Source organism: Phocaeicola sp. (genome assembly GCF_057861905.1).
This window is the reverse complement of record NZ_DBMACV010000012.1, coordinates 26,835-51,686: the sequence shown is the minus strand read 5'-3', so window position 1 is coordinate 51,686 and position 24,852 is coordinate 26,835. Positions and strand designations below refer to the sequence as shown.

The window sequence follows — 24,852 nt, the reverse complement described above, 5'->3', positions numbered from 1 at the left end:
TTATAAGTCAATGTTCAAATATACGGAATTTCCGGTTATTTTTGAAATGAATCTTCGATAATATCTGTCATGACATTCTTGATGTCAATGCCGGCGGCACGAACCTGCTGCGGGATGAAGCTGGTAGCTGTCATGCCCGGAGTGGTATTGATTTCCAGCATGTTGATTTTTTCTCCTTCCGTGATGATGTAGTCCACGCGTACAATACCCTTGCATCCCAGTATGTCGTAGATAGCCGAAGTCAGTTTCTGTACACGGTCGGTCAGTTCCGGGCTAAGGCGTGCCGGAGTGATTTCAGTCACTTCGCCTTTATATTTTGCATTATAGTCGAAGAACTCATTTTTGCTGACAACTTCGGTAATGGGAAGGACAACCGATTTGTCTTTGGTCTTGTAGCAGCCGTTGGCAAGTTCAATACCATCCATGAAAGCCTCAATCATGACATCGTCCGATTCGGCAAAGGCCTCTTTCAGGGCAGGCTGTATCTGGTCGGCTGTCTTTACCTTTGTTACTCCGAAGCTGGAGCCACTGGCATTAGGCTTGATAAAGCAGGGAAGACCAATTTTCTCGATGACATCCTGATCGCTTATGCCGTGGCGTTTGTTTACCAGCAGCGATTCGGCTACACGTACACCGAAACCTTTCAGGTACTGGTTCAGTGTGAATTTGCTGAATGTCATGGCCGAAACCAGCACGTCGCAAGTAGAGTAGGGGATACCCAGCAGTTCGAAATAGCCTTGCAGAATACCATTTTCTCCCGGAGTGCCGTGGATGGTAATGTATGCAAAGTCGGGTTTCACCTTCTGACCGTCGTGACTGAAGCTGAAATCGTTCTTGTCTATCGGTGCACGACTGCCGTCGGGCAACAAAGCCTCCCATTTTTTCTTGGTGAGCTCTACTATATATAAGGTGTACTTATCTTTGTCGATAAAAGAGTATATGCCTTCTGCGCTACGCATGGAGACATCATGTTCCGAAGAATCTCCTCCGGCAACAATAGCAATGATGCGTTTCATAATTTGTTTGTTATTCTTCTCTGTTACTTATATATGTTCTCCATTTGTCCAGCAGACGGGTCATGTCTTCGGGCAATTCGGATGTAAAGAACATCTCTTTGCCTGTACGCGGATGAACAAATCCCAGCGTTTTGGCGTGAAGTGCCTGACGGGGACAAATCTCGAAGCAGTTGTTTACAAATTGTTTGTACTTGCTGAAGTGAGTACCTTTCAGTATTTCGTGACCACCGTAACGCTCATCGTTGAACAATACGTGTCCGATGTGCTTCATGTGTACACGAATCTGATGGGTACGTCCGGTTTCCAGCACACACTTTACCAGTGTGACATAACCCAGACGCTCCAGTACCTGATAATGAGTCACAGCATGTTTACCCTGAGTAGGGTCGCTCATGACAGCCATCTGCATGCGGTCTTTGGGGTTGCGTCCGATATTTCCGGTGATGGTTCCTTCGTCTTCATCGATGATGCCCCACACCAGTGCATTGTATTCGCGCTTGGTGGTTTTGTTGTAGAACTGCAATCCCAGGCTGGTCTTTGCATCGGGAGTCTTGGCCACAACCAGCAATCCCGAAGTGTCCTTGTCGATACGGTGAACCAGTCCCACCTGCGGGTCGTTTGGATCGTAGGAAGGTACGTCACGCAGATGCCAGGCAATGGCATTCACCAGCGTGCCGTGATAATTTCCGCACCCCGGATGTACTACCAGTCCCGCAGGTTTGTTGATGACCATCAGGTCATCATCCTCGTAAACAATGTTCAGCGGAATATCCTCGGGAATAATATCATTGTCGTAGCGTGGACGGTCCATCATGACGGTCAGTACGTCGAGCGGCTTTACTTTATAGCTGCTTTTTACCGGCTTGCCGTTTGCCATGACAAACCCCGCATCGGCCGCAGCCTGAATACGGTTGCGCGAAGCATTCACGATGCGTTCGAACAGATACTTGTCTATACGCACCGGAGTCTGTCCTTTATCTACTACTACACGGAAGTGCTCGTATAATTCGGAAGAACGCTCTACCGGCTCTACATCATCCAGCGAGTCGTCCAGTTCGTTTATATAATCTTCTGCCATTCGTTGTCTTGAACTTGTTGAATCTTTTAGAACCACGAATCGTCTACAGTAGGAGCCTCTTCTCCTGCTGCATCCATTTCTATTTGCATATTAAGTGAGTCCATGCTCAGCGAATCACGTATTTGCGTGCTGCCGATACACAGCGTCAGCAGCGCTTCGCTCGGTACTTTGTCGCCTGCTTTCAGCGAACGTCCTCTGTACTTGATGCCGTATACCCAGTCTTGTTCTCCTGCTACCATTTCGGGTTCCGTCAGGCGGAATCCCATGGCTTTCAGCTTGGCGGCAGCCTGACGCATGGAGCTGTTGTCGATGACATCAGGAATTTTCACCTTAGGAACCTCGTTGGTATTGATGGTCAGGTAGATGGTTCTTCCCTTCTTTACCCGCATTCCTCCAGCCGGAGTCTGGTCGAGAACGATGCCCGCGGGCAGTTCCTTTACATAATTCGAATCTATTACTACGCCTTGCATGGATTGCTGGTTCAGCAATATCTGCGCCTGGCTTAACTCCTTATTCTTAATGTTGGGCACTACATACGATTCTCCGTGATGAGTATAGATGTCAAGTCCCCACAACGTACCGTACACGATAACAACAATGGCTACCACCATACCGATGATGTTGAGCCAGAAAAAACGGTTATTCTTGAATGAAAAGAAATCTTTCAGTGTCACCATATTATTCAGCTATATAATTTTTGCAAAGATACAATTTTTTCTTTTCCGCTATGCTTTGTGAAAAGAAAAGCCGCAAAACGCTATCTCAGTATCTTGCGGCTCTCTTAAATCTTTCTGTCTAACGTTCTTATGCTTTAACGTCGTTGTATTCGTCTGATATAGTCAGTTTTTTACGACCTTTAGCACGACGTGCAGCCAATACTCGGCGACCGTTTGCAGTTGCCATTCTTTCGCGGAAACCGTGTTTGTTTCTTCTCTTTCTGTTAGAGGGTTGGTAAGTTCTTTTCATTTTCGTATATACTATTTATGTTATTATTCTATGCGTTCGGGCTGCAAAATTAGTGACTTTTTTTAAATAAACCAATAGCTAAATCATTTTTAGACAAATCTTTTTGCGTTTTTTCGTGATTTAGATTAATTTTGCACTCGAATTATTACGCAACAATCAATAATAACATAATAATAAAAGGATTTAGTTATGATTAATGCTCAAGACATTAAGATCGGAACAGCTATCCGTATGGATGGAAAGCTGTATTTCTGTATCGACTTTTTGCATGTAAAACCGGGTAAAGGAAACACTTTCATGCGTACAAAACTGAAAGATGTTGTTGATGGTTATGTATTGGAACGTCGTTTCAACATCGGTGAAAAACTGGAAGATGTACGTGTAGAACGCCGTCCGTACCAGTATTTGTACAAGGAAGGTGAAGATTATATCTTCATGAACCAGGAAACATACGAACAGGTGCCTATCGCTCACGATCTGATCGAAGGTGTTGACTTCCTGAAAGAAGAAATGGTAGTAGACGTTGTATCTGATGCTTCTACTGAAACTATCTTGTTCGCTGAATTGCCGGTTAAGGTTCAGTTGAAGGTTACTTACACAGAACCGGGACTGAAAGGCGATACTGCTACAAACGCTACTAAGCCTGCTACTGTTGAAACAGGTGCTACTGTACGTGTGCCTTTGTTCATCAATCAGGACGAAATCATCGAAGTTGATACTCGCGATGGTTCTTACGTAGGTCGTGTAAAAGCATAATTTATCAGACTGATATATATAATAGGTGAAAAGCCATTCCTGCAATGAAGCGGGAATGGCTTTTTGGTTTATTGCCGGCTCATCGTCAGAACAGGATAAGTCCTACCGACAATGCCGTAAATTCGGGGCCGTATGCTGTGTCGAGTACTTTGCACGGGCTGTATTTTACGTAGAATCCTACAGACTTGTAGCTGATGGAGGCTTGGAGGTCGACTGTAACCGGAGTCTGATGAATGTTATTGTCGGTCAGTTTGTATTCCTGTCCTTCCAGCTTATACCGTGTTTTCAGACTGGCATGCGTGTTGAAATTGACGATGGCTCCTACGCTGAAGCTGAAATCGTTTTTCGTTTCATGAGTAAACATAACGGGAAACGCCCAACTGAATACTTTGATACGTGAGAACTGAATGTCGGCTCCCTCCGGATAACTGCCGATATATATATCGGTTCCTGCATCTTTTATAAAACGCTGCTTGCCCGTCATCCGGTAGTTGCGCCAGCTACACGCAACTCCGATGGAGAGGGAGGTTTCTGTATTCCACGGGTAATAGGCCCATCCGAAGGTAGGAGTGGTGATTTCCCACGATGAGCCCATGTTCACATCCATGCCATCGGGAGCTCCTTGCACGCTGGAAAGTCCTATCTTGAAGTCTTTCACCTGAAATTCATTCCGCTTGTTTCTTTTGGCCGATGTGCGTTTTTTGAACGGAATGTTGAAATCCCAGTTGCTGCTGCGTTCCTTGGTAACGGAAACTTCCGAAGGAGATAATTCCACATCACGGGTGTAACGGAAGTTAGGATTCCCTTTCTTACCCTCTATTTCGACCTTGAAACGATTGTCTGATTCCGTAATGGTTACCCGTTCCGGATTTTCCACACTTACTACACTTTCTACTTTCAGCGAGTCTGTACTTCCGGCATATCCGTTTGCCGCAGCCAGCAGGAGTCCTGCCAGCAAAAATATTTTTCTCATATTTTCAGTTGTATTATGAATTACCATTTTATTTGAACAGTTGTTTCAGCTCTTCCAGCGTGACTTGTCCCTCCATGTATACCACAGTCACTTCCGGTTTCTTGCTGCCGCCGGGAGCTACTGCGGCATTCCGGTAGAACAGATACCGGTAACTTTCATCTCGTGCCGGGAAACAGTAGAAACCATAGTAGAGCCGTTTCCCTACCGTTCCCACCTCCTTGTCGACAGCCGATGCGGCATCCTGGCTGACGAGTGCTTCGATTTCTTCCGACAACGCCGGAGCATCGGTCACCGTCAGGCTGCGGAAAAGCGTCAGGTGGTACTTTTTCAGTTCCTTACCTTTGATAAGAACTTCTACCGCCCGTTTGTCTTGCTTGAAGCGCCCGCCGAACAGGGACTCTACATGCATGCCTTTCTGTGCCCACAGAGGCAGTGCAATCAGCAGAGTCATCCATATTATAATCCATCGTCTTATCATATATCTATTTATTTTTGATTGTCAACTGATGCAGATTCTCCTTCCTCCAGCGTCTGGAAGATATCCGATAACTGCCCCTGAAGGGTTTCTTCGGGTGAATCGTGGCGTACCTTTTCCACCGATTTCAGGGCCTCGGCCAGTACAATTTCCTTGTCGGTACAGCGTTCGCCGTTGATGTAGGCCACGCATACGTTCGCCCTTTCCGTCCACTGCCAGGCGGTTACCATCGTTAGGATGGCTGCAACTGCCGCTGCTGCCGCATAGTACCGCAACCGTATGCTGCGTGTTCGCTGCTTGCGGTGTACGGCGCGTCCGGTAGCGACATATCCCATGACGGCACGAAGTTCATCGAACTCTTTGCCTTGTGCCTCCGGAGTAGCCAGAAAGCGTGCCAGCGCCTCTTCTTCCGCATCGGTCGTTTCGGCCTCGAAATACCGTGCGGCCAGCTCCTTCCACTGTTGAAAAGTCCGTTCGTATTCTTTCATCGTTCCATTTGTTTTAAGTAACATTCCCTGATTTCTTTTCTCGCTCTCGACAGTTGCATGCGTACGGCAGGTTCCTGCATGCCCAGACTCTCGGCTATCTCGCTGTACGTCTTCCCGTCGTATTCTTTCATGTGCAGAATCTGCTGCTGGAGAGGTGTCAGCCGGAGTTCGATGATACGTTCCACCATGCGGAAGCGTTCTTCTTTCTCCAGACTTTCGGCTGCCGAATCGGAGATGGAATCATCCCGGTTCTCGTCCAGTTCCACCGTAGGCAGGTGATTCTTCTTGCGCAAGGTATCGATGCACAGATTCTTTACCGTGACTACCGTGAGGGCTTCTGCTTCTTCGCGCGAACCGATCTGGTCGGCATGCTTCCACAAGCGGAAGAACGCCTCCTGTAGTGCATCGTCGGCATCCTCCTTATTGGGCAGGAAGCGCATGGCCAGTCTGAGAAAACCGTTTCTCAGCTCGGTGAAAGTCGATGTCAGTGTTTCTTTACTCATGCTTTGTTAATCGGGTCGTACGAATTGTTTTCAAAAAGGTAAACGTAAAGCTATATGTTTTGTAACAAGGGAAGAATAAAAATTTCTTCTTTTTTTTTTCTCTCGCCGAAGATGGGGAAAACAAATCGTTTGTTGCCGAAAAAAATCGTGCTGGCGATGTTGTCGGCTGTCCGTCGTCTTTCCCGGAAAATGTCGGGACGTTTTTTTATTTTTTGTACAAAATCCAAAAAACTTTGTACAAAAAATATCCGGAACCCGGCAGGCTTTCAGAAACCGTTCATTGTGTATGCGGAAAATGTTGAAGAAACTCCGCCAAAGTTCAGCATACTTTCAAGAAAGACGTATCTTTGTAAAATAAACCGAACGAACAGACTATGAGATATTCTTTTATTATTCCCGTATACAATCGTCCCGATGAGGTGGATGAACTGCTGCAAAGCCTTACGGAACAGACGCTGGATGATTTTGAAGTGCTGGTTGTGGAAGACGGATCGTCCGTACCTTGTGAGCAGGTAGTGGAGAAATACCGTACGCAACTGGATGTACATTATTATAATAAGCCTAACTCCGGACCGGGGCAGACCCGCAACTTCGGGGCTGAACGCAGTCGGGGAGAGTATCTGCTGATTCTGGATTCGGATTGTGTGCTGCCGCCGGGTTATCTGGCTGCCGTCGACGAAGAACTGAAGCGTCAGCCTGCCGATGCTTTCGGCGGACCGGACCGTGCACACGATTCTTTCTCGCCTACCCAAAAGGCAATTAACTATGCCATGACTTCTTTCTTCACTACAGGAGGCATCCGCGGGGGAAAGAAGAAAATGGATAAGTTTTATCCGCGCAGTTTCAATATGGGCGTACGTGCCGAGGTGTATCGTGCGCTGGGAGGTTTCTCGAAGATGCGTTTTGGCGAAGACATTGATTTCAGTATACGTATCTTTAAAGGAGGGTATCGTTGCCGCTTGTTTCCCGAAGCATGGGTATGGCACAAGCGTCGTACCGACCTGAAAAAGTTCTTCAAACAGGTGCACAATTCGGGTATCGCACGCATCAATCTGTATAAGAAATACCCGGAGTCGCTTAAACTGGTACACATGCTTCCTGCCGTTTTTACGGTAGGTGTGGTGCTGGTGCTGCTTGCTTCGCTGGTGTGTCCGTGGGCACTTTTGCTGCTTGCCTTGTTTGCTGTGATTATATTCATTGATTCTTCCATACAAAATAAAAGTTTGTATATCGGTATATTATCCGTCATTGCTGCGTTTATACAGTTGACGGGGTATGGAACCGGCTTCTTGTCGGCATGGTGGAAACGCTGTGTGCGAGGCAAGGGAGCGTTTTCCGCCTTCGAGAAGAACTTTTATGAGTAAATGGAAAACAAACTGACTATCAACCAATGGGCGGAAGAAGACCGCCCGCGTGAGAAAATGATGCAGCATGGCGCTGCGGCGTTGTCGAATGCCGAACTGCTGGCAATCCTGATTGGTTCGGGTAATACGGAAGATTCGGCGGTGGAGCTGATGCGGAAAGTGCTGGGCGACCACCGCAACAGCTTGGGTGAACTGGGAAAGACAACTATCGAGGAGCTTTGCCGCTACAAGGGAATAGGTCCGGCAAAGGCTGTCACAATTCTGGCTGCTTCGGAGATTGGCAGGCGACGGATGGAGGAAGAACCTCTGGAACGTCGGCAAGTGAGATGTTCCAAAGACATATACGAAGTGTTTTATCCGCTGATGTGTGACCTCTCGGTGGAGGAATGCTGGGTGTTGTTGCTTAACCAGTCGTCGAAGGTAATAGACCGTATTCGTATCAGTCATGGCGGACTGGCTTCCACACAGGTGGATGTCCGCTGTATTTTGCGTGAAGCTTTGTTGAAACGTGCGGTATCGATGGTGCTTTGTCATAACCATCCTTCAGGAAATACCTCTCCCAGCCGTGACGACGACCGGCTGACGGAGGCTGTACGGCGTGCTGCCGAGCTGATGAACATCCGCCTGCTCGATCATCTGGTGATAACCGACGGGGATTATTACAGTTATTGCGACGAGGGAAGGTTGTGACTGTTTTTCGGTTATTCCATTTTTTTATTACATTTGCAGATGTAACTAAAAGCATGCTTTATGGATAACGAAACAAAACTGAAAATAGAAGAAGGTATTGTAGAAATGCTGAAAACCGTATACGATCCGGAGATTCCGGTCAATGTATACGATTTAGGTTTGATATATAAGATAGATTTGAAGGACGATGGTGAGGTGGTGATTGATATGACACTGACGGCTCCCAATTGTCCGGCTGCCGATTTTATCATGGAAGATATTCGTCAGAAAATAGAATCGGTAGAAGGTGTGAAGGCTGCTCAAATCAATCTGGTGTTCGAACCCGAATGGGATAAGGACATGATGACCGAAGAAGCCAAACTGGAACTGGGATTCCTATAAAAAAGAATAGTTATGGAAGCGATGAAGAATGTCTATTTTCTGTCGGATGCTCATCTGGGTTCACGTGCGATAGCGCATAGTCGTACGCAGGAACGCCGGCTGGTTAATTTTCTCGACAGTATCAAGCATCAGGCGGCAGCCGTATATCTGCTGGGCGACATGTTCGATTTCTGGTACGAATTCAAGCTGGTCGTTCCGAAAGGGTATACCCGTTTCTTGGGAAAAATATCCGAGTTGACAGATCTGGGAGTAGAGGTGCATTTCTTTATCGGCAACCATGATATCTGGTGCGGCGACTATCTGGAAAAGGAATGTGGGGTTATTATTCATCGTGAACCGCTGACTTGTGAGATTTATGGCAAGGAGTTTTTCCTGGCGCATGGCGACGGGCTGGGTGATAACGATCATAAGTTTAAGTTGCTGCGCGCTATGTTTCATAGTAAAACGTTGCAACGCCTGTTCTCCATGCTGCATCCCCGCTGGAGTATCGACTTCGGACTGGAGTGGGCAAAGCACAGTCGTATGAAGCGGAAGGACGGAAAAGAACCGGAATATATGGGTGAGGACAAGGAACCGCTGGTATTGTTTACCAAGGAATATCTGAAAATGCACCCTGATATCAATTACTTTATCTATGGACACCGTCACATTGTACTCGACCTGATGCTGAGCCGTTCGTCGCGAATGATGATTCTGGGTGACTGGATCAGTGAATTTTCGTATGCGGTATTCGACGGGGAATCTATGTTTCTGGAACAATATATCGAAGGAGAAACTTCTGTGAGATAAGAGATACAGAACGTAACTGGTTAAAACATGAAAGAACCATATCAAACTCTGCTTATGAGTAGTGATATGGTTCTTTTTATTATACAGATGTGTAATCTCGTAAGTGTATGTGCATTGCCTTATCGGGCTACCTCTCCGCTTTCATGTTTAGCCAGCAAGCCTTCCACTTCGGATACCTTTACGATGTTATAGTCGCCGGCAATGGTGTTTTTCAATACCGAAGCGGCTGTTGAGAAATCTACACGTTTCTGTTCGTCTTCGTAAGCGTGCTGGGCATATAGCATGGCACCGCAGAAGGCATCACCCACACCTACACAGTCGATTACGTTGTCGATATCGAATACACGTGTATATTTCATGGTGCCGTGCGAGTAAAGTACTCCTGCAAAGGTGTGATGTTCGGAACTCATGACGTTACGTAAGGCGATATAGATGTACTTGCAGTTTGGAATCTGTTGGCTGATTGCCTTACAGAATTCTTCATATGCTTTAATGTCGTAAGTATCTCCACTCTTGGTTGCCTTGAAACCCGGTGCCGGAATACCTGTCAGCAGGGCATATTCGCCTTCGCTACCGAACATGATATCACTGCTTACCATCAGCGGACGAAGTACTTCCTGTGCGCTTTTTCCGTAGTTCCAGAGATTCTTGCGGTAATTAATGTCGTACGAAATGGTCAATCCCATTTCTTTAGCAATGGTTATTGCTTCCTTACATACGTCTGCCAGTCCGGGAGTCAGTGCGGCATCGATGCCCGACCAGTGGAAAATAGCTGCGTCGCTAAAGATGGTGCGCCAGTCTATCATACCCGGTTTCAGTTCGGAGAAAGCAGAACCTTCGCGGTCGTAGATGACTTTTGAGTTACGCATGGCAGCTGCTTTTTCCATGTAGTAGGTACCTAAACGGCGTCCGCCTATCAGAATGTGTTGGGTACCGATATTGTGTGAACGCAATTCTGCCAGACAAGTTTCTCCCAATGCGTTGTCGGGAAGGCGGGTTATATATTCTACATCTCCGCCGAAATTGGCAATGGAAATAGCCACATTGGCTTCACTGCCACCGTAATTTACCAGAAATTCCCGGCTTTGTTGCATACGTAGATTGTCGGGGGTAGTCAGGCGAAGCATAATTTCGCCAAAAGTTACGATTTTCTTTTTCATAATAAGGAGTGTTTCTTGTTGTTTGAATAGCATAAAAAAAGAGGATATTCCTTATGAAGTTATCTTCTCTTTACGTTTTGCTCGCTGCAAAGATAAGAAAACTCATGGGGAATATCCTCTTTTTTAAGCTATTTAAGGGTAAGCAGTTCCTTATTTGTTCATGTCGTTCAGGATGTTCATTGTATCTGTTGCAATCATCAATTCCTCATCGGTCGGGATAACTACAACCTTCACTTTTGAGTCATCGGTAGAAATGATGGCTTCTTTGCTGCGAACTTTGTTCTTTTCCGGATCGATCTTGACACCCAGGTAACCCAGTGTCTTACAAACACCGGCACGAGCTGTAGCCTGATTTTCACCAACACCACCGGTGAACAAGATTACATCTACACCGTCCATTGCTGCTGCGTATGCACCGATGTATTTGGTGATACGGTAGAAGTACATGTTTTCTGTCAGGATAGCACGTTCTTCTCCTCTTGCTACTGCGTCTTCCAGTTCACGCATGTCGCTTGATTTTTCGAACATACCCAGCACGCCGCTCTTCTTGTTCAGCAGGGTAGACATCTCATCCGGAGTCAGACCTTCTTTCTTCATGATGTAAGTGATTGCACCACCGTCGATGTCACCACTACGTGTACCCATCATCAGACCTTCCAGCGGTGTCAATCCCATTGTTGTATCGATACATTTGCCATCTTTTACAGCAGCGATAGAACCACCGTTTCCGATGTGGCAAGTAATAATCTTAGAGCCTTCCTGAGGAATACCCAAAAATTCGCATACACGTTTTGAAACGTAACGATGAGAAGTTCCGTGGAAACCATAACGGCGGATACCGTATTTTTCGAAATATTTATAAGGTATTGCATACAGATATGCGTAATCAGGCATAGTCTGATGGAAAGCGGTATCAAATACAGCTACCTGAGGAACTTCCGGCAACAGTTTCTGTACGGCATAAATACCTTTCAGGTTTGCAGGATTGTGCAGCGGACCGAGGTCACAGCATTCTTCTACTGCTGCAATAACGGCGTCGTTAATCAATACAGAACCGCTGAATTTTGTACCTCCGTGCAGAACGCGATGACCTACAGCCTTGATTTCGTGCAGATTTTTTACAGCTCCGTATTCGGCATTAGTCAAAGTGTCGAAAATAAACTGTACGCCGGTTGTGTGTTCAGGTACGTCCTTTTCGAGGATTTTCTTTTCTCCATTAGGCAAAGTCAGCTTCAGGAAAGAACCCGGCAGACCGATTTTTTCGATACCTCCTTGTGCGAGGACTTCTTTGGTAGTCATTTCGAACAGTTTGTATTTGATAGATGAACTACCGCAGTTGAGTACTAATACTTTCATATATGAATTTTAATATTTTTATTGATGTGAAATAAAAACATTTGTCATTCAGAACGAGATTGAATGGAATGACGCCTGAATGACAATGTTATAAATAAGTTCTGTTATTGAGCTTTAGCTGCAATAGCCTGATTGGCTGTGATAGCAATCATTTTGTATACGTCGTCGACAGAACATCCGCGTGACAAATCGTTAACCGGACGTGCGATACCTTGCAGGATAGGACCAATTGCTGTAGCGTGTCCCAGACGTTCAACCAACTTATAAGAGATGTTTCCAACTTCCAGACACGGAACAACCAATACATTGGCTCTTCCCGCGATTTCTGAACCTGGAGCTTTGCTGGCACCTACTCTTGGAACCAGAGCTGCATCGGCCTGAAGTTCGCCGTCTATCTTCAATGAAGGATCCATTTCTTTAGCAATTTTCAATGCTTCTACTACTTTGTCTACTACTTCGTGCTTAGCAGAACCTTTTGTTGAGAAGCTTAACATAGCTACACGCGGGTCTAATCCGGCAACAGACTGGGCAGTTTGTGCTGTACAAATTGCAATCTGAGCCAACTGATTTGCATCAGGAACCGGAGTAACAGCTACGTCACCCATAACCAGGACACCGTTGTCACCACATTCAGGAGCGTGAGTCAGCAACAGCATGGCACCTGAAACACAAGTAATGCCCGGAGCTGTTTTGATGATTTGCAGTGCAGGACGCAATACATCACCTGTAGTGTTGCGTGCACCAGCCAGCTGACCGTCAGCATCGCCCGACTTGATAATCAGACAGCCCAAGTACAATGGATTAAGAACCAGTTTGCGAGCTTCTTCGATAGTCATACCTTTTTTCTTACGGAGCTCACACAATAGCTGTGCATATTCTTCTTTTTTCGGATGATTTTCCGGGTCGATAATAGTTGCTTTGTGGATATTTCCTAAGCCCCATTCTTTTGCAAGGCTCATAATTTCATCAGGGTTACCCAACAGAATCAGGTCGGCTACACCATCTGTCAATATCTGATTGGCAGCTTTTAAAGTACGTTCTTCAGTTCCTTCCGGAAGTACAATGCGCTGTTTGTTTGCTTTAGCGCGTTCAACGATTTGATTAATTAAATCCATGAGTTTATGAATTATTTTATTATATGTGATTCTTTTTATCGTGTACGGTAACAAAAAATGTATATCGCATTGCAAAAGTACTCATTTTTGTAATATCAAGTTTGCAAAAGCGTGTTTTTTTTCTCCTAAAGTATGCAAAAAACTTATGTTTAATGGCAGGAGAAATAAAAAATGGTGCTTTCGGTACAGCGTTTTATCCTATTATATAACTTTACAGCCGTTTTCAAGGTATTATTTTATATAGGTATGATTCGTCAATGTTCTATCCTTTTTGGATGTTTGGCGTTAGGTGAACTGATAGTTTACCTGACGGGGATTAAGCTGCCGTCGAGTATAATCGGCATGCTTTTACTTACGTTATTCTTACAGTTAGGTTGGATAAAGCTTCAGTGGGTACAAGGCTTGTCCGATTTCTTGGTTGCAAACCTGGGTTTTTTCTTTGTTCCTTCGGGAGTCGCTCTGATGTTGTATTTCGACATCATTTCGGCAGAGTTCTGGCCTATTGTGGTTGCTACGTTGGTTAGTACTGTATTAGTGTTAGTTGTAACAGGTTGGGTTCATCAATTGGTTCGTAAGTATGGAATATTTAGAAAGTAAGTTCTTTCTGCTTGCTATTACGTTTGGATTCTTCTTTCTTTCCAAACAGTTGCAGAAGAAAACCGGATTGATTATTCTTAATCCGATATTGATAGCAATTGCTTTGCTGATTTGTTTTTTGAAGTTGACAAATATCTCGTATGATAAATATTCAGAGGCGGGTTCTCTGATTGAGTTCTGGCTGAAACCGGCAGTAGTCGCATTGGGAGTACCTTTGTACTTACAATTGCGCATGATTAAAAAACAATTGATGCCGATAATTGTTTCTCAATTAGCAGGCTGTGTTGTCGGGCTGGTTTCGGTTACGATTATAGCTAAAGTAATGGGGGCTTCTCCTGAAGTAATCATGTCTCTGGCACCGAAATCAGTGACTACCCCGATTGCCATGGAGGTTTCGGGAGCTGTGGGAGGCATTCCTTCATTGACGGCAGCCGTAGTGATTGTCGTAGGATTGTTCGGAGCTATCTGCGGATTTAAGGTTTTGCAGGTAGGACGTGTAGGAAGTCCTATTGCGCAGGGCTTGTCGATGGGAACAGCTTCGCATGCCGTAGGTACGTCACGTGCCATGGAAGTAAGTGGAAAGTATGGAGCTTATGCCAGTTTGGGACTGACGCTGAACGGTATTCTGACTGCTTTGCTGACTCCGACTATCTTGCATTTGCTGGGACTTTATTAAAATAGTAATATTTAAAGTGAGTATATTTGCATGGAAACGTGCCGATGTTTTTGAAGGATATCGGTACGTTTTTTTTGAGCAGTAGTGCATTTTATAAATAAAGAACAGATATGATACCATTTAAACCTATAGAACTGGAAGACAAGGCTACCGTACAGCGGTATACCTTAAAGAGCAAACGTCGTAACTGCGATCTTTCTTTTTCCAATTTGTATAGCTGGCGATTTCTGTATCGTACGGAGATTGCTGAACTGAACGGCTTTTTGCTGTTTCGTTTTTATGCAGATAATGAACTGGCTTATATGATGCCGGTGGGAGAAGGTGATATACATAAAATTATTGAAGCCTTGATAGAGGATGCACGAAACGAGGGAGCTCGCTTCCGTTTGTTAGGAGTGTGCAGCAGCATGCGTGCGGAACTGGAAACAGCTTTCCCCGAACGTTTTACGTTTACTGCCGACCGTGATTATTTTGACTATGTATATCTTCGTTCTGATCTGGCTACGCTTCGCGGAAAGAAATACCAGGCAAAACGTAATCATATCAATAAGTTTAAGGCATCGTATCCTGATTATGAATATAAGGAGCTGACACCGGAACTGGTTCCAGAGTGCCTTCGTCTGGAAAGCGAGTGGTGCAAGGCGAACGATTGTGCCGAAAATGAAGCACTGATAGCCGAACGCCGGTCGATGACTGATGCACTGAAGCATATCGACGAACTCGACTTGCAGGGAGGAGTTCTGCATGTCGGTGGAAAAATCGTAGCCTTTACCTTTGGAGCTCCCATCAACAATGAAACATTTGATACGTGTGTAGAGAAGGCAAATACAGACATCGAGGGCGCATATGCCATGATTAATTATGAGTTTGCCGGTCATATTCCGGAACAGTATATTTATATTAACCGGGAGGAAGACCTCGGACTGGAGGGATTGCGTAAGGCAAAGCTGTCTTATTGCCCGGAAACTCTTCTCGAAAAATACATCGTCGAGTTACAATGAGTACCAAAGAACAAGTCAGACAGTTGTGGAAAACCTGCTTCGATGATGACGATGCTTTCATCGATTTGTATTTTCGTCTGCGTTATACCGATAAGATTAATAAGGTAATAGAAGAAGACGGAAAGGTGATTTCCGCACTTCAGATGATACCGTATCCCATGACCTTTGGCGGGCAGACGGTAGCAACTTCGTATATCTCAGGGGCATGTACGCATCCCGATTATCGGGCAAGAGGGGCCATGCGGCGCTTGCTTCTGGAAACGCATCGTGCCATGTTTGCCGAAGGGGTGATGTTTGCTACCTTGATTCCTGCCGAAGAATGGTTGAAAGGGTATTATGCTCGCTCGGGATATGCAACTTGTTTTCATTATGGCTTGGTGAAAAAAGTTATCAACAGTTATGAACAACCTGTTGATAACTCTGTATCTTATCTGAAAATGAATAAGATAGATCTGTTGAAAATTCCGCAGGAACACATTTATCCCTACTTTTATGAACAAATGAACAGGCGCCCGTGCTGTGTTCAACATACGTCCGATGACTTCCACGTGGTATTATCCGATCTTGCTTTGAGCAAGGGAGATGTGTGGAGTGTTGACAAAGACGGGGTGATGTCGGGGCTTGTTTTCTGCCTGATGGACGGAAATACATTGTCCGTCAAAGAGATTCTGCTGTCGGATGAGGCCGATTTTGCCGAGGTCTTGCGTCAGCTTGCAGCTTCTTATCGCGCAGAACGTCTGGAGTGCATCGTGCCACGTGCCGACGAAATGCACGAGCTGGGCATGGCTCGTCTGATAGATGTCGCTTCTTGTCTGAAGGTTTTTTCTGCTGTTTATCGTGGAGAAGGATTGTATATCCGCGTAACGGGCGATGAGGCTATCCCTCAGAATAACGGTTATTATACTGTATTTCCGGGAAAGGTGTCACGGGATATGCAGGAAGGACAAACGTATGTTACATTCACAATCGGTGAACTGACAGCCTTCATCCTGCACGATCTTCATCCGTACATGAGCCTGATGCTGAACTGATTTCAGGCTTCGTCGTCGTTGGTCAGCATACGCTCCAGCTCTTCTGCCGTAAGACGCAGGTGGAATTCTCCCTGATAGGCGATGGATATACCACCGGTTTCTTCGGAAACAATGATGGCCATGGCATCAGTTTCCTGCGAGATACCCAGAGCGGCGCGGTGGCGCAATCCCAGTTCCTTCGGAATGTTCAGGTTGTGCGATACCGGAAGAATACATCCGGCCGCCTTGATGCGCTTGTTGCTGATAATCATGGCTCCGTCGTGCAGCGGACTATTCTTAAAGAAGATATTCTCGATAAGCCGCTGGTTGATGTTGGCATCGATGATATCTCCCGTCCGGGCGATGTCATCCAGTGGAAAGTTCTTTTCAATCACGATCAGTGCTCCTACCTTTCCTTTGCTCATGCTGAGGCATGCCATCACGATAGGCATGATAGCCTCTTTGCTGTTTCCGTTCTTTTGTCCTCCCTTGAAGAAGCGGAGCAGGCTGCTTGTACGGTGGCGTGAGCCGAGCGACAGCAAGAAATGACGTATCTCATCTTGGAAAATAACAATCAGTGCAATGACTCCTACGCTCACCAGCTTATCGAATATGGAGCCGAGCAAACGCATTTGCAGCACTTGTGATACGATGACCCAAATGATGATGAATACCAGAATTCCGGTAAATACATTGATCGACCCTGATGATTTCATCAGCTTGTAGGTTTTATACAGCAGAAATGCTACCAGCAGGATGTCGATAATATCTTTGACGCTGAGTATGGAAAAATCGAAAGGCATAGCTTTATGTTTACAAACTTACAGGAGTTAACTTTTTCATGGCGGCAACTATCTTGACGGCTTCGGAAGCGGCACGTACGTCGTGTACGCGCAGGATATCGGCTCCCTTCATCAGCGCGATGGTATTGATGACACTTGTACCGTTCAAGGCGTCTTCTGGTCCACCTCCCAGCAGACGGTATATCATCGACTTGCGAGAGACACCTATCAGTATGGGCAGTTCAAAAATACTGAATTCTTCGAGCTTGTTCAATAGTTCATAGTTGTGTTCCAGGGTTTTCCCGAAACCGAATCCCGGATCGATGATAATATCCTTTGCTCCCAGGTCGCGCAGCTTCTGCACCTTTTCGGAGAAATAATACAACACCTCCTGCACCACATTGTCATAATGCGGAGCCTGCTGCATGTTTTGTGGAGTGCCCTGCATGTGCATCATGATATAAGGAACCCCCAGTTGTGCCACGGTAGGGAACATGTTTTCGTCCATGCTGCCTGCTGCGATGTCGTTGATGATGGCAACTCCATATTCTTCTACGCACATGCGCGCTACATCGGCACGGAACGTATCTACCGAAACAATGGCATCGGGACATTCACGGAATACGATGCCCAGTCCGTAACGCAGGCGTGCCATTTCTTCTTCCGCACTGATATGCTCGGCATTGGGGCGCGACGAGTAGGCACCCGCATCGATGATGCTGCCACCTTCCGATAAAATCTGGTGTGTACGTTCTACGATTTCCGCTTCAGTCTGTTTCCTGCTTCCGGCATAAAAAGAGTCGGGAGTAAGGTTCAGAATACCCATTACCTGCGGATACGACAAGTCCAATAACTGCCCGTTTACATTGATTTGTTTCACAATACTGTTTTCCATGTCCGATAATACGTCTTTAAGCGGTGCAAATGTACGCACAATAATTTGTTTTTTCGCAGTCGCGGGAAATTAAATTACGTTATCTTTGCGCCGGAAAGTTATGTTACAGAAATTATGGAAATAGCTGAGTTATATAAACACTTTATGGAATGCGGTAAGGTGACCACCGACAGCCGCAATTGTCCCGCAGGTTCGATGTTTATCGCCTTGAAAGGAGCTACCTTCAACGGCAACGCATTTGCCGCACAAGCCTTGAAGCAGGGCTGCCGTTATGCGGTGATAGACGAGCCTGAGTATGCAGGAGAAGGAACAATTCTCGTGGAAAACTGCCTGAAAGCCTTGCAGCAACTGGCAAACTACCATCGCCGGCAGTTGAATCTGCCTGTTATCGGCATAACAGGAACCAACGGGAAGACTACTACCAAAGAGCTGATCTCTACGGTGCTGAGCCGGAAGTTCAATACCTTATATACAGAAGGCAACCTGAATAACCACATCGGTGTGCCACTTACCTTGCTTCGCCTGACTCGCGAGCATGAAATGGCGGTTGTGGAAATGGGAGCAAGCCATCCGGGAGATATCAAGGAACTGGTAGATATTGCAGAGCCTGATTATGGAATTATCACAAACGTGGGAAGGGCTCACTTGCAGGGGTTCGGTTCCTTTGAAGGCGTTATCCGCACGAAAGGCGAGCTGTACGATTTCCTGCGTGCCAAAGGTGGGGCTACTATCTTTATCCAGAATGAAAATCCTTATCTGAACGGTATTGCCGAAGGGCTGACTTGTGTACGTTACGGGCAGACTCCCGGCTTGTATGTCAGTGGAGAACTGCTAAGTTGTTCGCCATTCCTGTCGTTCCGATGGACAGCAGGAGGAGTGTCGCACGAAGTGGTTACTCACCTGATTGGTTCCTATAACCTGGACAATATGCTGGCAGCAGTAGCCATCGGACGTTACTTCGGAGTACCCGATGAGGATATCAGCGATGCGCTGGCATCGTATTTGCCTCACAACAACCGGTCGCAGTTGAAGGAAACCGCCGACAACAAGCTGATTGTAGATGCCTATAATGCCAATCCGACCAGTATGATGGCGGCTCTCAAGAATTTCCGTCTGATAGATGCTCCTCATAAAATGGTTATTTTGGGAGATATGAAAGAACTGGGCGCGGTGAGCCGTGAAGAACATCAGAAGGTGGTCGATTATCTGAATGAGTGTGGTTTCGAACGGGTAGTGCTGGTGGGACCGGAGTTTGCTGCCACTACCCATACTTTCCAGACCTTTCAGAATGTAGACGAGGTGCTGGCAGACGTTCAGGCCCATAAGCCCAAAGGGTACTACATCCTGGTAAAAGGCTCGAACAGCATGAAGCTGAGTTTGCTGCCCGATCAGTTATAATAGCCTGTTTCTCATCGTATAAATATCAGTCTTGCGGTGAGGAACAGTTTTTTAAGGCTGTTTCAAAATAGAATTGCTCAAATAAAAAATGGATAGATTGAGCTTGAAAGAAAAAATCTCCTGCTTTTACCCGTGTTATTAAAATAAACAAAGGCTAAGGCAGGAGATTCCTTTTTAATTGTAACTTATAAATTATAAGTCGGTCTATTCATTTTCTCTATGCGAAAACAGTCTCTTATATAAGATAATTACGGCTTGTCCGATGGAGAACATCCTGAGGCTTCAGGTATAATTTGTACAAAGACTAAAATCTTTTGTACAAACTCTTGAAAGTTTTGTACAAAACATCGGTTGTTTCTCCTGATGTTTTTTCAGGACGTCTGCACAAATCCATTCATTGTTTACCACATTTATGAGCGGCTGTCTGCCCCCCACATCATCTTTTCGCGGAGTGTATTGAAGAAAGAGTGATGGCAACGCTTCACAATCCGTACGAAATAATCGGCACGGCGGATGGTCAGTTTAGTACCCTCGCGGCAAGTTTCACTACGCCCGTCTACCGCTACCAGAAAGTTGTGGCTGCGGCTTTCTACATCGAGCGTAATCTCCCAGTCGTCACGAATAACAATTGGTCGTACATTAAGACTGTGTGGTGCTACGGGCGTCAGGCTGATGGTTCCGCTTTGCGGGACAAGAATCGGACCGCCTACGCTGAGCGAATAACCTGTCGATCCTGTTGGAGTGGCAACAATCAGTCCGTCTGCCTGATAGGAACAGAGCAGCTCATCGTTGATGTAGGCCCGTATGGTAATCATCGACGAACTGTCGCGTTTCAATACCGCGATTTCGTTCAGTCCGTATGGATAGCCTTTCAGTACATGTCCTTCTGAGGTAAGATGTAACACTCGTCGCGGCTCTGCAAGGTATTTTCCGGCATAGATTTCATCGAATGCCTCTTCCATCTGGTCGGGCGATATGTCGGCCAGAAATCCCAGCCGTCCTGTATTGATACCCAGAATAGGAATTTCCTTTTTCCCTACACGGCTTGCTGCCCGCAGAAAGGTGCCGTCTCCACCGATGCTTAGTACCATGTCTGCATCAAAATCGTAGCCCTGAAAAATTTCCAGTCCGTCAAGGTCAGCCTTGGTATGCTGCTTCAAGAAGTCGTAGAACTCGTTGCTGATACAGATTTCAGCTCCTTTGCTCCGCAATATCTCCAGCAAGTGTGTGGCGTGTGCCGACTTATGTTCCTGATAAGTATTTCCGAAAAGGGCGAATCTGAGGTTGCGTTGCATATCTTGTAGCTTTTTTTATCAATCTTTTGTCACGTAAAGTTAACAGGTTTTTCGTAAAACCTGTTAACTTTGCAGGTTGTAGACGCAAAGATATAAAATTAAATTCAATATGACTAAGCTAAGTGTGAATATAAACAAGGTGGCAACCTTGCGTAATGCCCGTGGGGGGAATAACCCCGACGTAGAAAAAGTGGCGTTAGATTGCGAAGCTTTCGGGGCTGAAGGCATAACTGTTCATCCTCGTCCCGACGAACGCCATATCCGTTATGCGGATGTGCTGGCCCTTCGCCCGATTCTTCGTACGGAATTTAACATTGAAGGTTATCCCTCGAAAGAGTTTGTCGACCTGGTCTTGAAGGTAAAACCTCATCAGGTGACGCTTGTACCCGATGCTCCCGATCAGATTACTTCAAATGCAGGATGGAATACCAAGGAAAATCTTTCTTTCCTGACCGAGCTGATGGATACCTTTGGTGAAGCAGGCATACGTACTTCTATTTTTGTAGGAACGGACGCAGAAATGATTGAATATGCTGCAAAAGCCGGAGCCGATCGTGTGGAACTTTACACAGAACCTTATGCATCGATGTATCCGAAGAACCGGGAGGCTGCAATAGCTCCTTTTATCGAAGCTGCAAAAGTTACCCGCAAACTGGGTATGGGACTGAATGCGGGACATGATCTTAGCCTTGAAAACCTTGCTTATTTTCACGAAAATATTCCGTGGGTGGACGAAGTTTCCATCGGCCACGCTCTAATTTGCGACGCACTCTATCTGGGACTTAAAAAAACTATTGAAGAATATAAAAATTGCCTTCGTTAAATTATGATTACAATGACATTGCTGGCAGCCGCACAGACTGTTGCCGACACAATGACGGGAAATAATCCCGTGCTGACTCCTGTTGCTTCGGGAGAACCTGAAATGAACCTTTGGGACATGGCTTGCAAAGGTGGTTGGATTATGATTTTACTGGCTATTATGTCAGTTATTGCTTTTTACATCTTTTTCGAGCGTGCGGTGGCTATCCGTAAAGCAGGTAAAGAGGACCCTTTGTTTATGGATCGTATCCGCGACTATATCAAGACCGGAGAAATCAAATCGGCTATCAATTACTGCCGTATAACCAATACCCCTTCTTCACGTATGATTGAAAAGGGTATCATGCGTATGGGACGTCCTGTAGCAGATGTACAGGCTGCTATCGAAAATACCGGAAACATTGAAGTGGCAAAACTGGAAAACGGACTCTCTATCATGGCAACTATTTCCAGTGGTGCTCCGATGCTTGGCTTCCTGGGTACGGTTACCGGTATGGTCCGTGCTTTCTGGAACATGGCAAATGCCGGAAACAACATCGATATCACGCTCTTGTCAAGTGGTATCTATGAAGCAATGATTACCACTGTAGGTGGTCTGGTGGTAGGTATTGCTACCATGTTTGCTTATAATCATCTGGTATATCGTGTAGACAAGGTGGTTAGTCAGATGGAAGCTCGTACCATTGCTTTCATGGACTTGATGAACGAACCAAACGAAAAATAGAAGCCTATGTCACTGAAAAGAAGACAGAAAATATCTCCGGCCTTCAGCATGTCGTCGATGACCGACCTCATCTTTCTGCTGCTGATATTTTTTATGATTACCTCTACAATGGTATCTCCGAATGCCATTAAGGTCTTGCTGCCGCAGGGTTCCGAACAGACTTCGGCCAAACCAATGGCACGGGTAATCATCGATAAGGATTTGAATTATTATGGGGCGTTTGGTAATGACGACGAGATGCCGCTTTCGCTGGATGAAGTTCCTTCCTTCCTGCAAGAGTGCGCCGCAAAAGAGCCGGAAATGTATGTGGCACTTTATGCTGACGAGTCGATTCCGTATCGCGAAATCGTCCGTATCTTGAACATTGCCAATGAGAATCATTTCAAGATGGTGCTGGCTACCCGCCGCCCTGATAAACAGAATTAAAAGACAATACAGTGAAAAAAAGTAAAGTAACCGGAATAATAGGAACAGTGGTATTGCATATCCTTGTAATACTGTTGCTTTTCTTTTGCTCGCTTACTCGCCCGGAAATGCAAGAAGAGGGAGGAGTACCGGTTATGCTTGGTAATACGGAAACAGCTCAGGGCGATGCCGATCCGTTTACAATGACGGAGGTCGACGTATTGCCGCAGCCGGAAACTACTTCTGCTCCGGAGCCTGAAGTTACTCCGGAACCGGAGGTTAAACAGCCTATGATTACGCAGGATGATGAACCCTCCATTCAGGTGAAGAAAGAGAAACCGAAAGAAGAGAAGCCTAAAAAAGAAGTTACACCTAAAAAGAAGCAGGAAAAGAAACCTGAACCTGTCGTGACTAAGCCTAAGGAAAAAACGGAGGCTGAGAAACGTGCCGAACAAGAACGGGCAGCTGCTCAGGCTGCTGCCAGCAAGATTGCCGGAGCTTTCGGTAAAGGTTCCAAGATGGGCAGTAAAGGTACGGCCGGGTCGGGACAAGGTATACAGGGAAGTCCTGACGGAAATGGAAATACGGGAAAGACTTCGGGTGTAGGAGGATATGGAACATTCGACTTGAACGGACGTTCGTTGGGACCGGGTGGATTGCCTGTTCCGGTGTATAATGTGCAGGACGAAGGACGAGTGGTGGTTACAATCGTGGTGAATCCCGCTGGACAAGTGGTCAGTACAAGTATAAATAAACGGACTAATACGGTTAATCCCGCTTTGCGCCGTGCTGCGGAAGAAGCTGCACGCCGTGCCCGTTTCAATGCAGTAGACGGGGTAAATAATCAGAGTGGTACAATAACCTATTATTTCAAGCTGAAATAGAAAATTAGAAATGTGAATAATTAAATTCGTTGTAGTATGAAATCAATTTGTATCTTTTTGGCAGAAGGCTTCGAAGAAATGGAAGCCATGTTTCCGCTCGATATTATGCGTCGTGGGGGACTGAATGTGAAAACTGTATCGGTAACGGGTGAAAAAACTGTTGTCAGCTCTCATCAGGTTCCTATCGTTGCAGATATACTGTTCGAGGACTTGAAAGAAGAAGATGTAGAAATGGTCGTTTTGCCGGGTGGACTGCCGGGAGCAACGAATCTTGATGCTCATGCAGGACTGGATAAGTTGATTATGGATTTCGCTGCTGCTCGTAAGCCACTTGCTGCTATCTGTGCTGCTCCGATGGTATATGGAAAACGTGGTCTGCTGAAAGGCAAGAAGGCTACCTGTTATCCGGGTTTTGACAAATTCCTGGAAGGTGCAGAATATACAGGTAACATGGTAGAAATCGTTGATAACTTCATCTTGGGTAAAGGTCCGGGCGCTGCTCCAGCTTTCGGCTTTGCTATTCTTGAAAAGTTTGCCGGTGCTGAAAAAGCTCTGGAAGTTAAAAAAGGAATGTTGCTTGCCTGATGAAGAAATATATCATTGTCGTAGCAGGTGGCAAAGGTTTACGTATGGGAGGAGATATTCCCAAACAGTTTCTTCCAATTAAGGGGAAACCTGTCCTGATGCGTACACTGGAAGTCTTTCATGCCTACGATGAGCATATAAATATCATATTGGTGCTTCCGGCAGACCAGCAGGACTACTGGAAGCATCTTTGTTTAAAATACGGGTTTACATTGCCGCATCGTATTGCCGATGGGGGAGAAACCCGTTTTTATTCTGTAAAGAACGGACTGGCTCTGGTAGACGATGCGGACAGCCTTGTAGGAGTACACGACGGAGTTCGCCCATTTGTGTCGCAGGAAGTGATTACTGCCTGTTACGATGCAGCACGCGAAAAGCAAGCAGTCATTCCGGTTATCGGCGTCGTAGAAACTGTACGCCGGCTGGAAACAGATGAGCAGAGTGTAACTGTACCGCGCGACCGTTATAAACTGGTTCAGACTCCTCAGGTGTTTACTGCTTCTTTGTTGAAGCAGGCATACGGACAGCCGTATACTTCTGCCTTTACAGATGACGCTTCGGTTGTAGAGGCTTTGGGGCATCCGGTATATCTGGTGCCGGGAAACCGTGAAAACATTAAGCTCACGACTCCGTTCGATTTAAAGGTTGCTGAAGTTTTGGTTTAAATA

At 46.0% G+C, this 24,852-nt stretch carries 30 protein-coding genes; 16 read left to right on the top strand and 14 right to left on the bottom strand.

Annotated elements, in window-relative coordinates; genetic code table 11:
- Positions 1-35: 35 nt before the first annotated feature.
- The 4 genes from ACZM60_RS03990 to rpmH all read right to left on the bottom strand — a co-directional run bounded on the left by ACZM60_RS03990 (position 36) and on the right by rpmH (position 3,060).
- Complete coding sequence (locus tag ACZM60_RS03990) at positions 36-1,016, bottom strand: D-alanine--D-alanine ligase (RefSeq protein ID WP_489520880.1); 981 nt, start codon at positions 1,014-1,016, stop codon at positions 36-38.
- 10 nt (positions 1,017-1,026) lie between these two features.
- The gene (locus ACZM60_RS03985; protein ID WP_021970022.1) at positions 1,027-2,094 is read right to left on the bottom strand and encodes an RluA family pseudouridine synthase; all 1,068 of its coding nucleotides are present in this window, start codon (positions 2,092-2,094) and stop codon (positions 1,027-1,029) included.
- 26 nt (positions 2,095-2,120) lie between these two features.
- Complete coding sequence (locus tag ACZM60_RS03980) at positions 2,121-2,771, bottom strand: PASTA domain-containing protein (RefSeq protein WP_340319381.1); 651 nt, start codon at positions 2,769-2,771, stop codon at positions 2,121-2,123.
- A 127-nt stretch (positions 2,772-2,898) separates the two neighbouring features.
- Positions 2,899-3,060 carry a 50S ribosomal protein L34 gene (gene rpmH, locus ACZM60_RS03975; RefSeq protein WP_489520879.1) on the bottom strand — a complete coding sequence of 54 codons (162 nt, stop codon included), beginning with the start codon at positions 3,058-3,060 and terminating at the stop codon, positions 2,899-2,901.
- A 189-nt stretch (positions 3,061-3,249) separates the two neighbouring features.
- On the opposite strand from rpmH, the gene efp reads away from it, so the two are divergent.
- Positions 3,250-3,816: an elongation factor P gene (gene efp, locus ACZM60_RS03970; RefSeq protein WP_021970464.1), complete on the top strand. Its 567-nt coding sequence runs from the start codon at positions 3,250-3,252 to the stop codon at positions 3,814-3,816.
- A gap of 85 nt (positions 3,817-3,901) precedes the next feature.
- Here the strand turns inward: efp and ACZM60_RS03965 are convergent, their stop codons facing one another.
- Genes ACZM60_RS03965 through ACZM60_RS03950 form a run of 4 tightly spaced genes read right to left on the bottom strand, consistent with a single transcriptional unit; the run spans position 3,902 to position 6,255 of the window.
- The gene (locus tag ACZM60_RS03965) at positions 3,902-4,789 is read right to left on the bottom strand and encodes a hypothetical protein (RefSeq protein ID WP_489520878.1); all 888 of its coding nucleotides are present in this window, start codon (positions 4,787-4,789) and stop codon (positions 3,902-3,904) included.
- 28 nt (positions 4,790-4,817) lie between these two features.
- On the bottom strand, positions 4,818-5,267 hold the full coding sequence (locus ACZM60_RS03960) for a DUF6108 family protein (RefSeq protein WP_489520877.1): 450 nt from the start codon (positions 5,265-5,267) through the stop codon (positions 4,818-4,820).
- Positions 5,268-5,275: 8 nt separating this feature from the next.
- Positions 5,276-5,776: a hypothetical protein gene (locus ACZM60_RS03955; protein WP_340319384.1), complete on the bottom strand. Its 501-nt coding sequence runs from the start codon at positions 5,774-5,776 to the stop codon at positions 5,276-5,278.
- Positions 5,749-6,255 carry an RNA polymerase sigma factor gene (locus tag ACZM60_RS03950; RefSeq protein ID WP_489520876.1) on the bottom strand — a complete coding sequence of 169 codons (507 nt, stop codon included), beginning with the start codon at positions 6,253-6,255 and terminating at the stop codon, positions 5,749-5,751. Before ACZM60_RS03950 ends, ACZM60_RS03955 begins: the two co-directional genes overlap by 28 nt.
- 374 nt (positions 6,256-6,629) lie before the next feature.
- On the opposite strand from ACZM60_RS03950, the gene ACZM60_RS03945 reads away from it, so the two are divergent.
- The 4 genes from ACZM60_RS03945 to ACZM60_RS03930 are packed head-to-tail and all read left to right on the top strand — an operon-like array spanning position 6,630 to position 9,479.
- Positions 6,630-7,619 (top strand): glycosyltransferase family 2 protein, encoded by a 990-nt coding sequence (locus ACZM60_RS03945; protein WP_021970459.1) that lies wholly within the window; start codon positions 6,630-6,632, stop codon positions 7,617-7,619.
- Complete coding sequence (gene radC / locus ACZM60_RS03940; protein ID WP_340319387.1) at positions 7,620-8,309, top strand: RadC family protein; 690 nt, start codon at positions 7,620-7,622, stop codon at positions 8,307-8,309.
- 60 nt (positions 8,310-8,369) lie between these two features.
- Positions 8,370-8,690 (top strand): metal-sulfur cluster assembly factor, encoded by a 321-nt coding sequence (locus tag ACZM60_RS03935; protein ID WP_021970457.1) that lies wholly within the window; start codon positions 8,370-8,372, stop codon positions 8,688-8,690.
- Between the two features lie 21 nt (positions 8,691-8,711).
- On the top strand, positions 8,712-9,479 hold the full coding sequence (locus ACZM60_RS03930) for a UDP-2,3-diacylglucosamine diphosphatase (protein ID WP_418586231.1): 768 nt from the start codon (positions 8,712-8,714) through the stop codon (positions 9,477-9,479).
- A 119-nt stretch (positions 9,480-9,598) separates the two neighbouring features.
- Here the strand turns inward: ACZM60_RS03930 and ACZM60_RS03925 are convergent, their stop codons facing one another.
- The 3 genes from ACZM60_RS03925 to pta form a co-directional block, all read right to left on the bottom strand.
- Positions 9,599-10,639: a PfkB family carbohydrate kinase gene (locus tag ACZM60_RS03925; RefSeq protein ID WP_418586226.1), complete on the bottom strand. Its 1,041-nt coding sequence runs from the start codon at positions 10,637-10,639 to the stop codon at positions 9,599-9,601.
- Positions 10,640-10,789: 150 nt separating this feature from the next.
- Positions 10,790-11,995, bottom strand: a complete 1,206-nt coding sequence (locus ACZM60_RS03920) for an acetate kinase (protein ID WP_021970453.1) — start codon at positions 11,993-11,995, stop codon at positions 10,790-10,792.
- Positions 11,996-12,099: 104 nt separating this feature from the next.
- Complete coding sequence (gene pta, locus ACZM60_RS03915; protein ID WP_489520875.1) at positions 12,100-13,110, bottom strand: phosphate acetyltransferase; 1,011 nt, start codon at positions 13,108-13,110, stop codon at positions 12,100-12,102.
- 246 nt (positions 13,111-13,356) lie between these two features.
- Between pta and ACZM60_RS03910 the strand changes: the two genes are divergently transcribed.
- The 4 genes from ACZM60_RS03910 to ACZM60_RS03895 all read left to right on the top strand — a co-directional run bounded on the left by ACZM60_RS03910 (position 13,357) and on the right by ACZM60_RS03895 (position 16,415).
- Positions 13,357-13,707 (top strand): CidA/LrgA family protein, encoded by a 351-nt coding sequence (locus ACZM60_RS03910; protein ID WP_418586447.1) that lies wholly within the window; start codon positions 13,357-13,359, stop codon positions 13,705-13,707.
- Positions 13,688-14,383, top strand: a complete 696-nt coding sequence (locus tag ACZM60_RS03905; protein ID WP_021970450.1) for an LrgB family protein — start codon at positions 13,688-13,690, stop codon at positions 14,381-14,383. Before ACZM60_RS03910 ends, ACZM60_RS03905 begins: the two co-directional genes overlap by 20 nt.
- 110 nt (positions 14,384-14,493) lie before the next feature.
- The gene (locus ACZM60_RS03900) at positions 14,494-15,384 is read left to right on the top strand and encodes a DUF2156 domain-containing protein (protein WP_489520874.1); all 891 of its coding nucleotides are present in this window, start codon (positions 14,494-14,496) and stop codon (positions 15,382-15,384) included.
- Positions 15,381-16,415, top strand: coding sequence for a GNAT family N-acetyltransferase (locus ACZM60_RS03895; protein WP_489520873.1), 1,035 nt, complete (start codon positions 15,381-15,383; stop codon positions 16,413-16,415). The genes ACZM60_RS03900 and ACZM60_RS03895 overlap by 4 nt, the downstream gene beginning before the upstream one ends.
- A gap of 2 nt (positions 16,416-16,417) precedes the next feature.
- On the opposite strand, the gene cdaA is transcribed toward ACZM60_RS03895, so the two are convergent.
- Positions 16,418-17,197, bottom strand: coding sequence for a diadenylate cyclase CdaA (gene cdaA / locus ACZM60_RS03890; RefSeq protein ID WP_021970447.1), 780 nt, complete (start codon positions 17,195-17,197; stop codon positions 16,418-16,420).
- Between the two features lie 10 nt (positions 17,198-17,207).
- Entirely contained in the window at positions 17,208-18,071 is an 864-nt protein-coding gene (gene folP, locus ACZM60_RS03885) for a dihydropteroate synthase (RefSeq protein WP_489520885.1), read from the bottom strand.
- Positions 18,072-18,185: 114 nt separating this feature from the next.
- Between folP and ACZM60_RS03880 the strand changes: the two genes are divergently transcribed.
- Positions 18,186-19,469, top strand: a complete 1,284-nt coding sequence (locus tag ACZM60_RS03880; protein WP_489520872.1) for a UDP-N-acetylmuramoyl-tripeptide--D-alanyl-D-alanine ligase — start codon at positions 18,186-18,188, stop codon at positions 19,467-19,469.
- 410 nt (positions 19,470-19,879) lie between these two features.
- On the opposite strand, the gene ACZM60_RS03875 is transcribed toward ACZM60_RS03880, so the two are convergent.
- A complete protein-coding gene (locus ACZM60_RS03875; protein WP_340319390.1) occupies positions 19,880-20,764 on the bottom strand; it encodes an NAD kinase in 885 nt (294 codons plus the stop codon).
- A gap of 109 nt (positions 20,765-20,873) precedes the next feature.
- Here ACZM60_RS03875 and ACZM60_RS03870 point away from each other — a divergent pair, with 109 nt between their 5' ends.
- The 6 genes from ACZM60_RS03870 to ACZM60_RS03845 are packed head-to-tail and all read left to right on the top strand — an operon-like array spanning position 20,874 to position 24,849.
- Entirely contained in the window at positions 20,874-21,587 is a 714-nt protein-coding gene (locus tag ACZM60_RS03870) for a pyridoxine 5'-phosphate synthase (RefSeq protein ID WP_021970443.1), read from the top strand.
- A 3-nt stretch (positions 21,588-21,590) separates the two neighbouring features.
- Positions 21,591-22,310, top strand: a complete 720-nt coding sequence (locus tag ACZM60_RS03865) for a MotA/TolQ/ExbB proton channel family protein (protein WP_340319391.1) — start codon at positions 21,591-21,593, stop codon at positions 22,308-22,310.
- Positions 22,311-22,316: 6 nt separating this feature from the next.
- Positions 22,317-22,736, top strand: coding sequence for an ExbD/TolR family protein (locus tag ACZM60_RS03860; RefSeq protein WP_021970441.1), 420 nt, complete (start codon positions 22,317-22,319; stop codon positions 22,734-22,736).
- A gap of 11 nt (positions 22,737-22,747) precedes the next feature.
- Complete coding sequence (locus ACZM60_RS03855) at positions 22,748-23,599, top strand: TonB family protein (protein WP_021970440.1); 852 nt, start codon at positions 22,748-22,750, stop codon at positions 23,597-23,599.
- Positions 23,600-23,635: 36 nt separating this feature from the next.
- On the top strand, positions 23,636-24,184 hold the full coding sequence (locus ACZM60_RS03850; RefSeq protein WP_340319392.1) for a DJ-1 family glyoxalase III: 549 nt from the start codon (positions 23,636-23,638) through the stop codon (positions 24,182-24,184).
- Positions 24,184-24,849 (top strand): 2-C-methyl-D-erythritol 4-phosphate cytidylyltransferase, encoded by a 666-nt coding sequence (locus ACZM60_RS03845; RefSeq protein ID WP_489520871.1) that lies wholly within the window; start codon positions 24,184-24,186, stop codon positions 24,847-24,849. The genes ACZM60_RS03850 and ACZM60_RS03845 overlap by 1 nt, the downstream gene beginning before the upstream one ends.
- Positions 24,850-24,852 lie beyond the last annotated feature (3 nt).

Excerpts from the sequence above, each read along its gene's own strand:
- ACZM60_RS03990 (WP_489520880.1), bottom strand. The coding sequence starts at position 1,016 with ATGAAACGCATCATTGCTATTGTTGCCGGAGGAGATTCTTCGGAACAT.
- ACZM60_RS03985 (WP_021970022.1), bottom strand. The coding sequence starts at position 2,094 with ATGGCAGAAGATTATATAAACGAACTGGACGACTCGCTGGATGATGTA.
- ACZM60_RS03980 (WP_340319381.1), bottom strand. The coding sequence starts at position 2,771 with ATGGTGACACTGAAAGATTTCTTTTCATTCAAGAATAACCGTTTTTTC.
- rpmH (WP_489520879.1), bottom strand. The coding sequence starts at position 3,060 with ATGAAAAGAACTTACCAACCCTCTAACAGAAAGAGAAGAAACAAACAC.
- efp (WP_021970464.1), top strand. The coding sequence starts at position 3,250 with ATGATTAATGCTCAAGACATTAAGATCGGAACAGCTATCCGTATGGAT.
- ACZM60_RS03965 (WP_489520878.1), bottom strand. The coding sequence starts at position 4,789 with ATGAGAAAAATATTTTTGCTGGCAGGACTCCTGCTGGCTGCGGCAAAC.
- ACZM60_RS03960 (WP_489520877.1), bottom strand. The coding sequence starts at position 5,267 with ATGATAAGACGATGGATTATAATATGGATGACTCTGCTGATTGCACTG.
- ACZM60_RS03955 (WP_340319384.1), bottom strand. The coding sequence starts at position 5,776 with ATGTTACTTAAAACAAATGGAACGATGAAAGAATACGAACGGACTTTT.
- ACZM60_RS03950 (WP_489520876.1), bottom strand. The coding sequence starts at position 6,255 with ATGAGTAAAGAAACACTGACATCGACTTTCACCGAGCTGAGAAACGGT.
- ACZM60_RS03945 (WP_021970459.1), top strand. The coding sequence starts at position 6,630 with ATGAGATATTCTTTTATTATTCCCGTATACAATCGTCCCGATGAGGTG.
- radC (WP_340319387.1), top strand. The coding sequence starts at position 7,620 with ATGGAAAACAAACTGACTATCAACCAATGGGCGGAAGAAGACCGCCCG.
- ACZM60_RS03935 (WP_021970457.1), top strand. The coding sequence starts at position 8,370 with ATGGATAACGAAACAAAACTGAAAATAGAAGAAGGTATTGTAGAAATG.
- ACZM60_RS03930 (WP_418586231.1), top strand. The coding sequence starts at position 8,712 with ATGAAGAATGTCTATTTTCTGTCGGATGCTCATCTGGGTTCACGTGCG.
- ACZM60_RS03925 (WP_418586226.1), bottom strand. The coding sequence starts at position 10,639 with ATGAAAAAGAAAATCGTAACTTTTGGCGAAATTATGCTTCGCCTGACT.
- ACZM60_RS03920 (WP_021970453.1), bottom strand. The coding sequence starts at position 11,995 with ATGAAAGTATTAGTACTCAACTGCGGTAGTTCATCTATCAAATACAAA.
- pta (WP_489520875.1), bottom strand. The coding sequence starts at position 13,110 with ATGGATTTAATTAATCAAATCGTTGAACGCGCTAAAGCAAACAAACAG.
- ACZM60_RS03910 (WP_418586447.1), top strand. The coding sequence starts at position 13,357 with ATGATTCGTCAATGTTCTATCCTTTTTGGATGTTTGGCGTTAGGTGAA.
- ACZM60_RS03905 (WP_021970450.1), top strand. The coding sequence starts at position 13,688 with ATGGAATATTTAGAAAGTAAGTTCTTTCTGCTTGCTATTACGTTTGGA.
- ACZM60_RS03900 (WP_489520874.1), top strand. The coding sequence starts at position 14,494 with ATGATACCATTTAAACCTATAGAACTGGAAGACAAGGCTACCGTACAG.
- ACZM60_RS03895 (WP_489520873.1), top strand. The coding sequence starts at position 15,381 with ATGAGTACCAAAGAACAAGTCAGACAGTTGTGGAAAACCTGCTTCGAT.
- cdaA (WP_021970447.1), bottom strand. The coding sequence starts at position 17,197 with ATGCCTTTCGATTTTTCCATACTCAGCGTCAAAGATATTATCGACATC.
- folP (WP_489520885.1), bottom strand. The coding sequence starts at position 18,071 with ATGGAAAACAGTATTGTGAAACAAATCAATGTAAACGGGCAGTTATTG.
- ACZM60_RS03880 (WP_489520872.1), top strand. The coding sequence starts at position 18,186 with ATGGAAATAGCTGAGTTATATAAACACTTTATGGAATGCGGTAAGGTG.
- ACZM60_RS03875 (WP_340319390.1), bottom strand. The coding sequence starts at position 20,764 with ATGCAACGCAACCTCAGATTCGCCCTTTTCGGAAATACTTATCAGGAA.
- ACZM60_RS03870 (WP_021970443.1), top strand. The coding sequence starts at position 20,874 with ATGACTAAGCTAAGTGTGAATATAAACAAGGTGGCAACCTTGCGTAAT.
- ACZM60_RS03865 (WP_340319391.1), top strand. The coding sequence starts at position 21,591 with ATGATTACAATGACATTGCTGGCAGCCGCACAGACTGTTGCCGACACA.
- ACZM60_RS03860 (WP_021970441.1), top strand. The coding sequence starts at position 22,317 with ATGTCACTGAAAAGAAGACAGAAAATATCTCCGGCCTTCAGCATGTCG.
- ACZM60_RS03850 (WP_340319392.1), top strand. The coding sequence starts at position 23,636 with ATGAAATCAATTTGTATCTTTTTGGCAGAAGGCTTCGAAGAAATGGAA.
- ACZM60_RS03845 (WP_489520871.1), top strand. The coding sequence starts at position 24,184 with ATGAAGAAATATATCATTGTCGTAGCAGGTGGCAAAGGTTTACGTATG.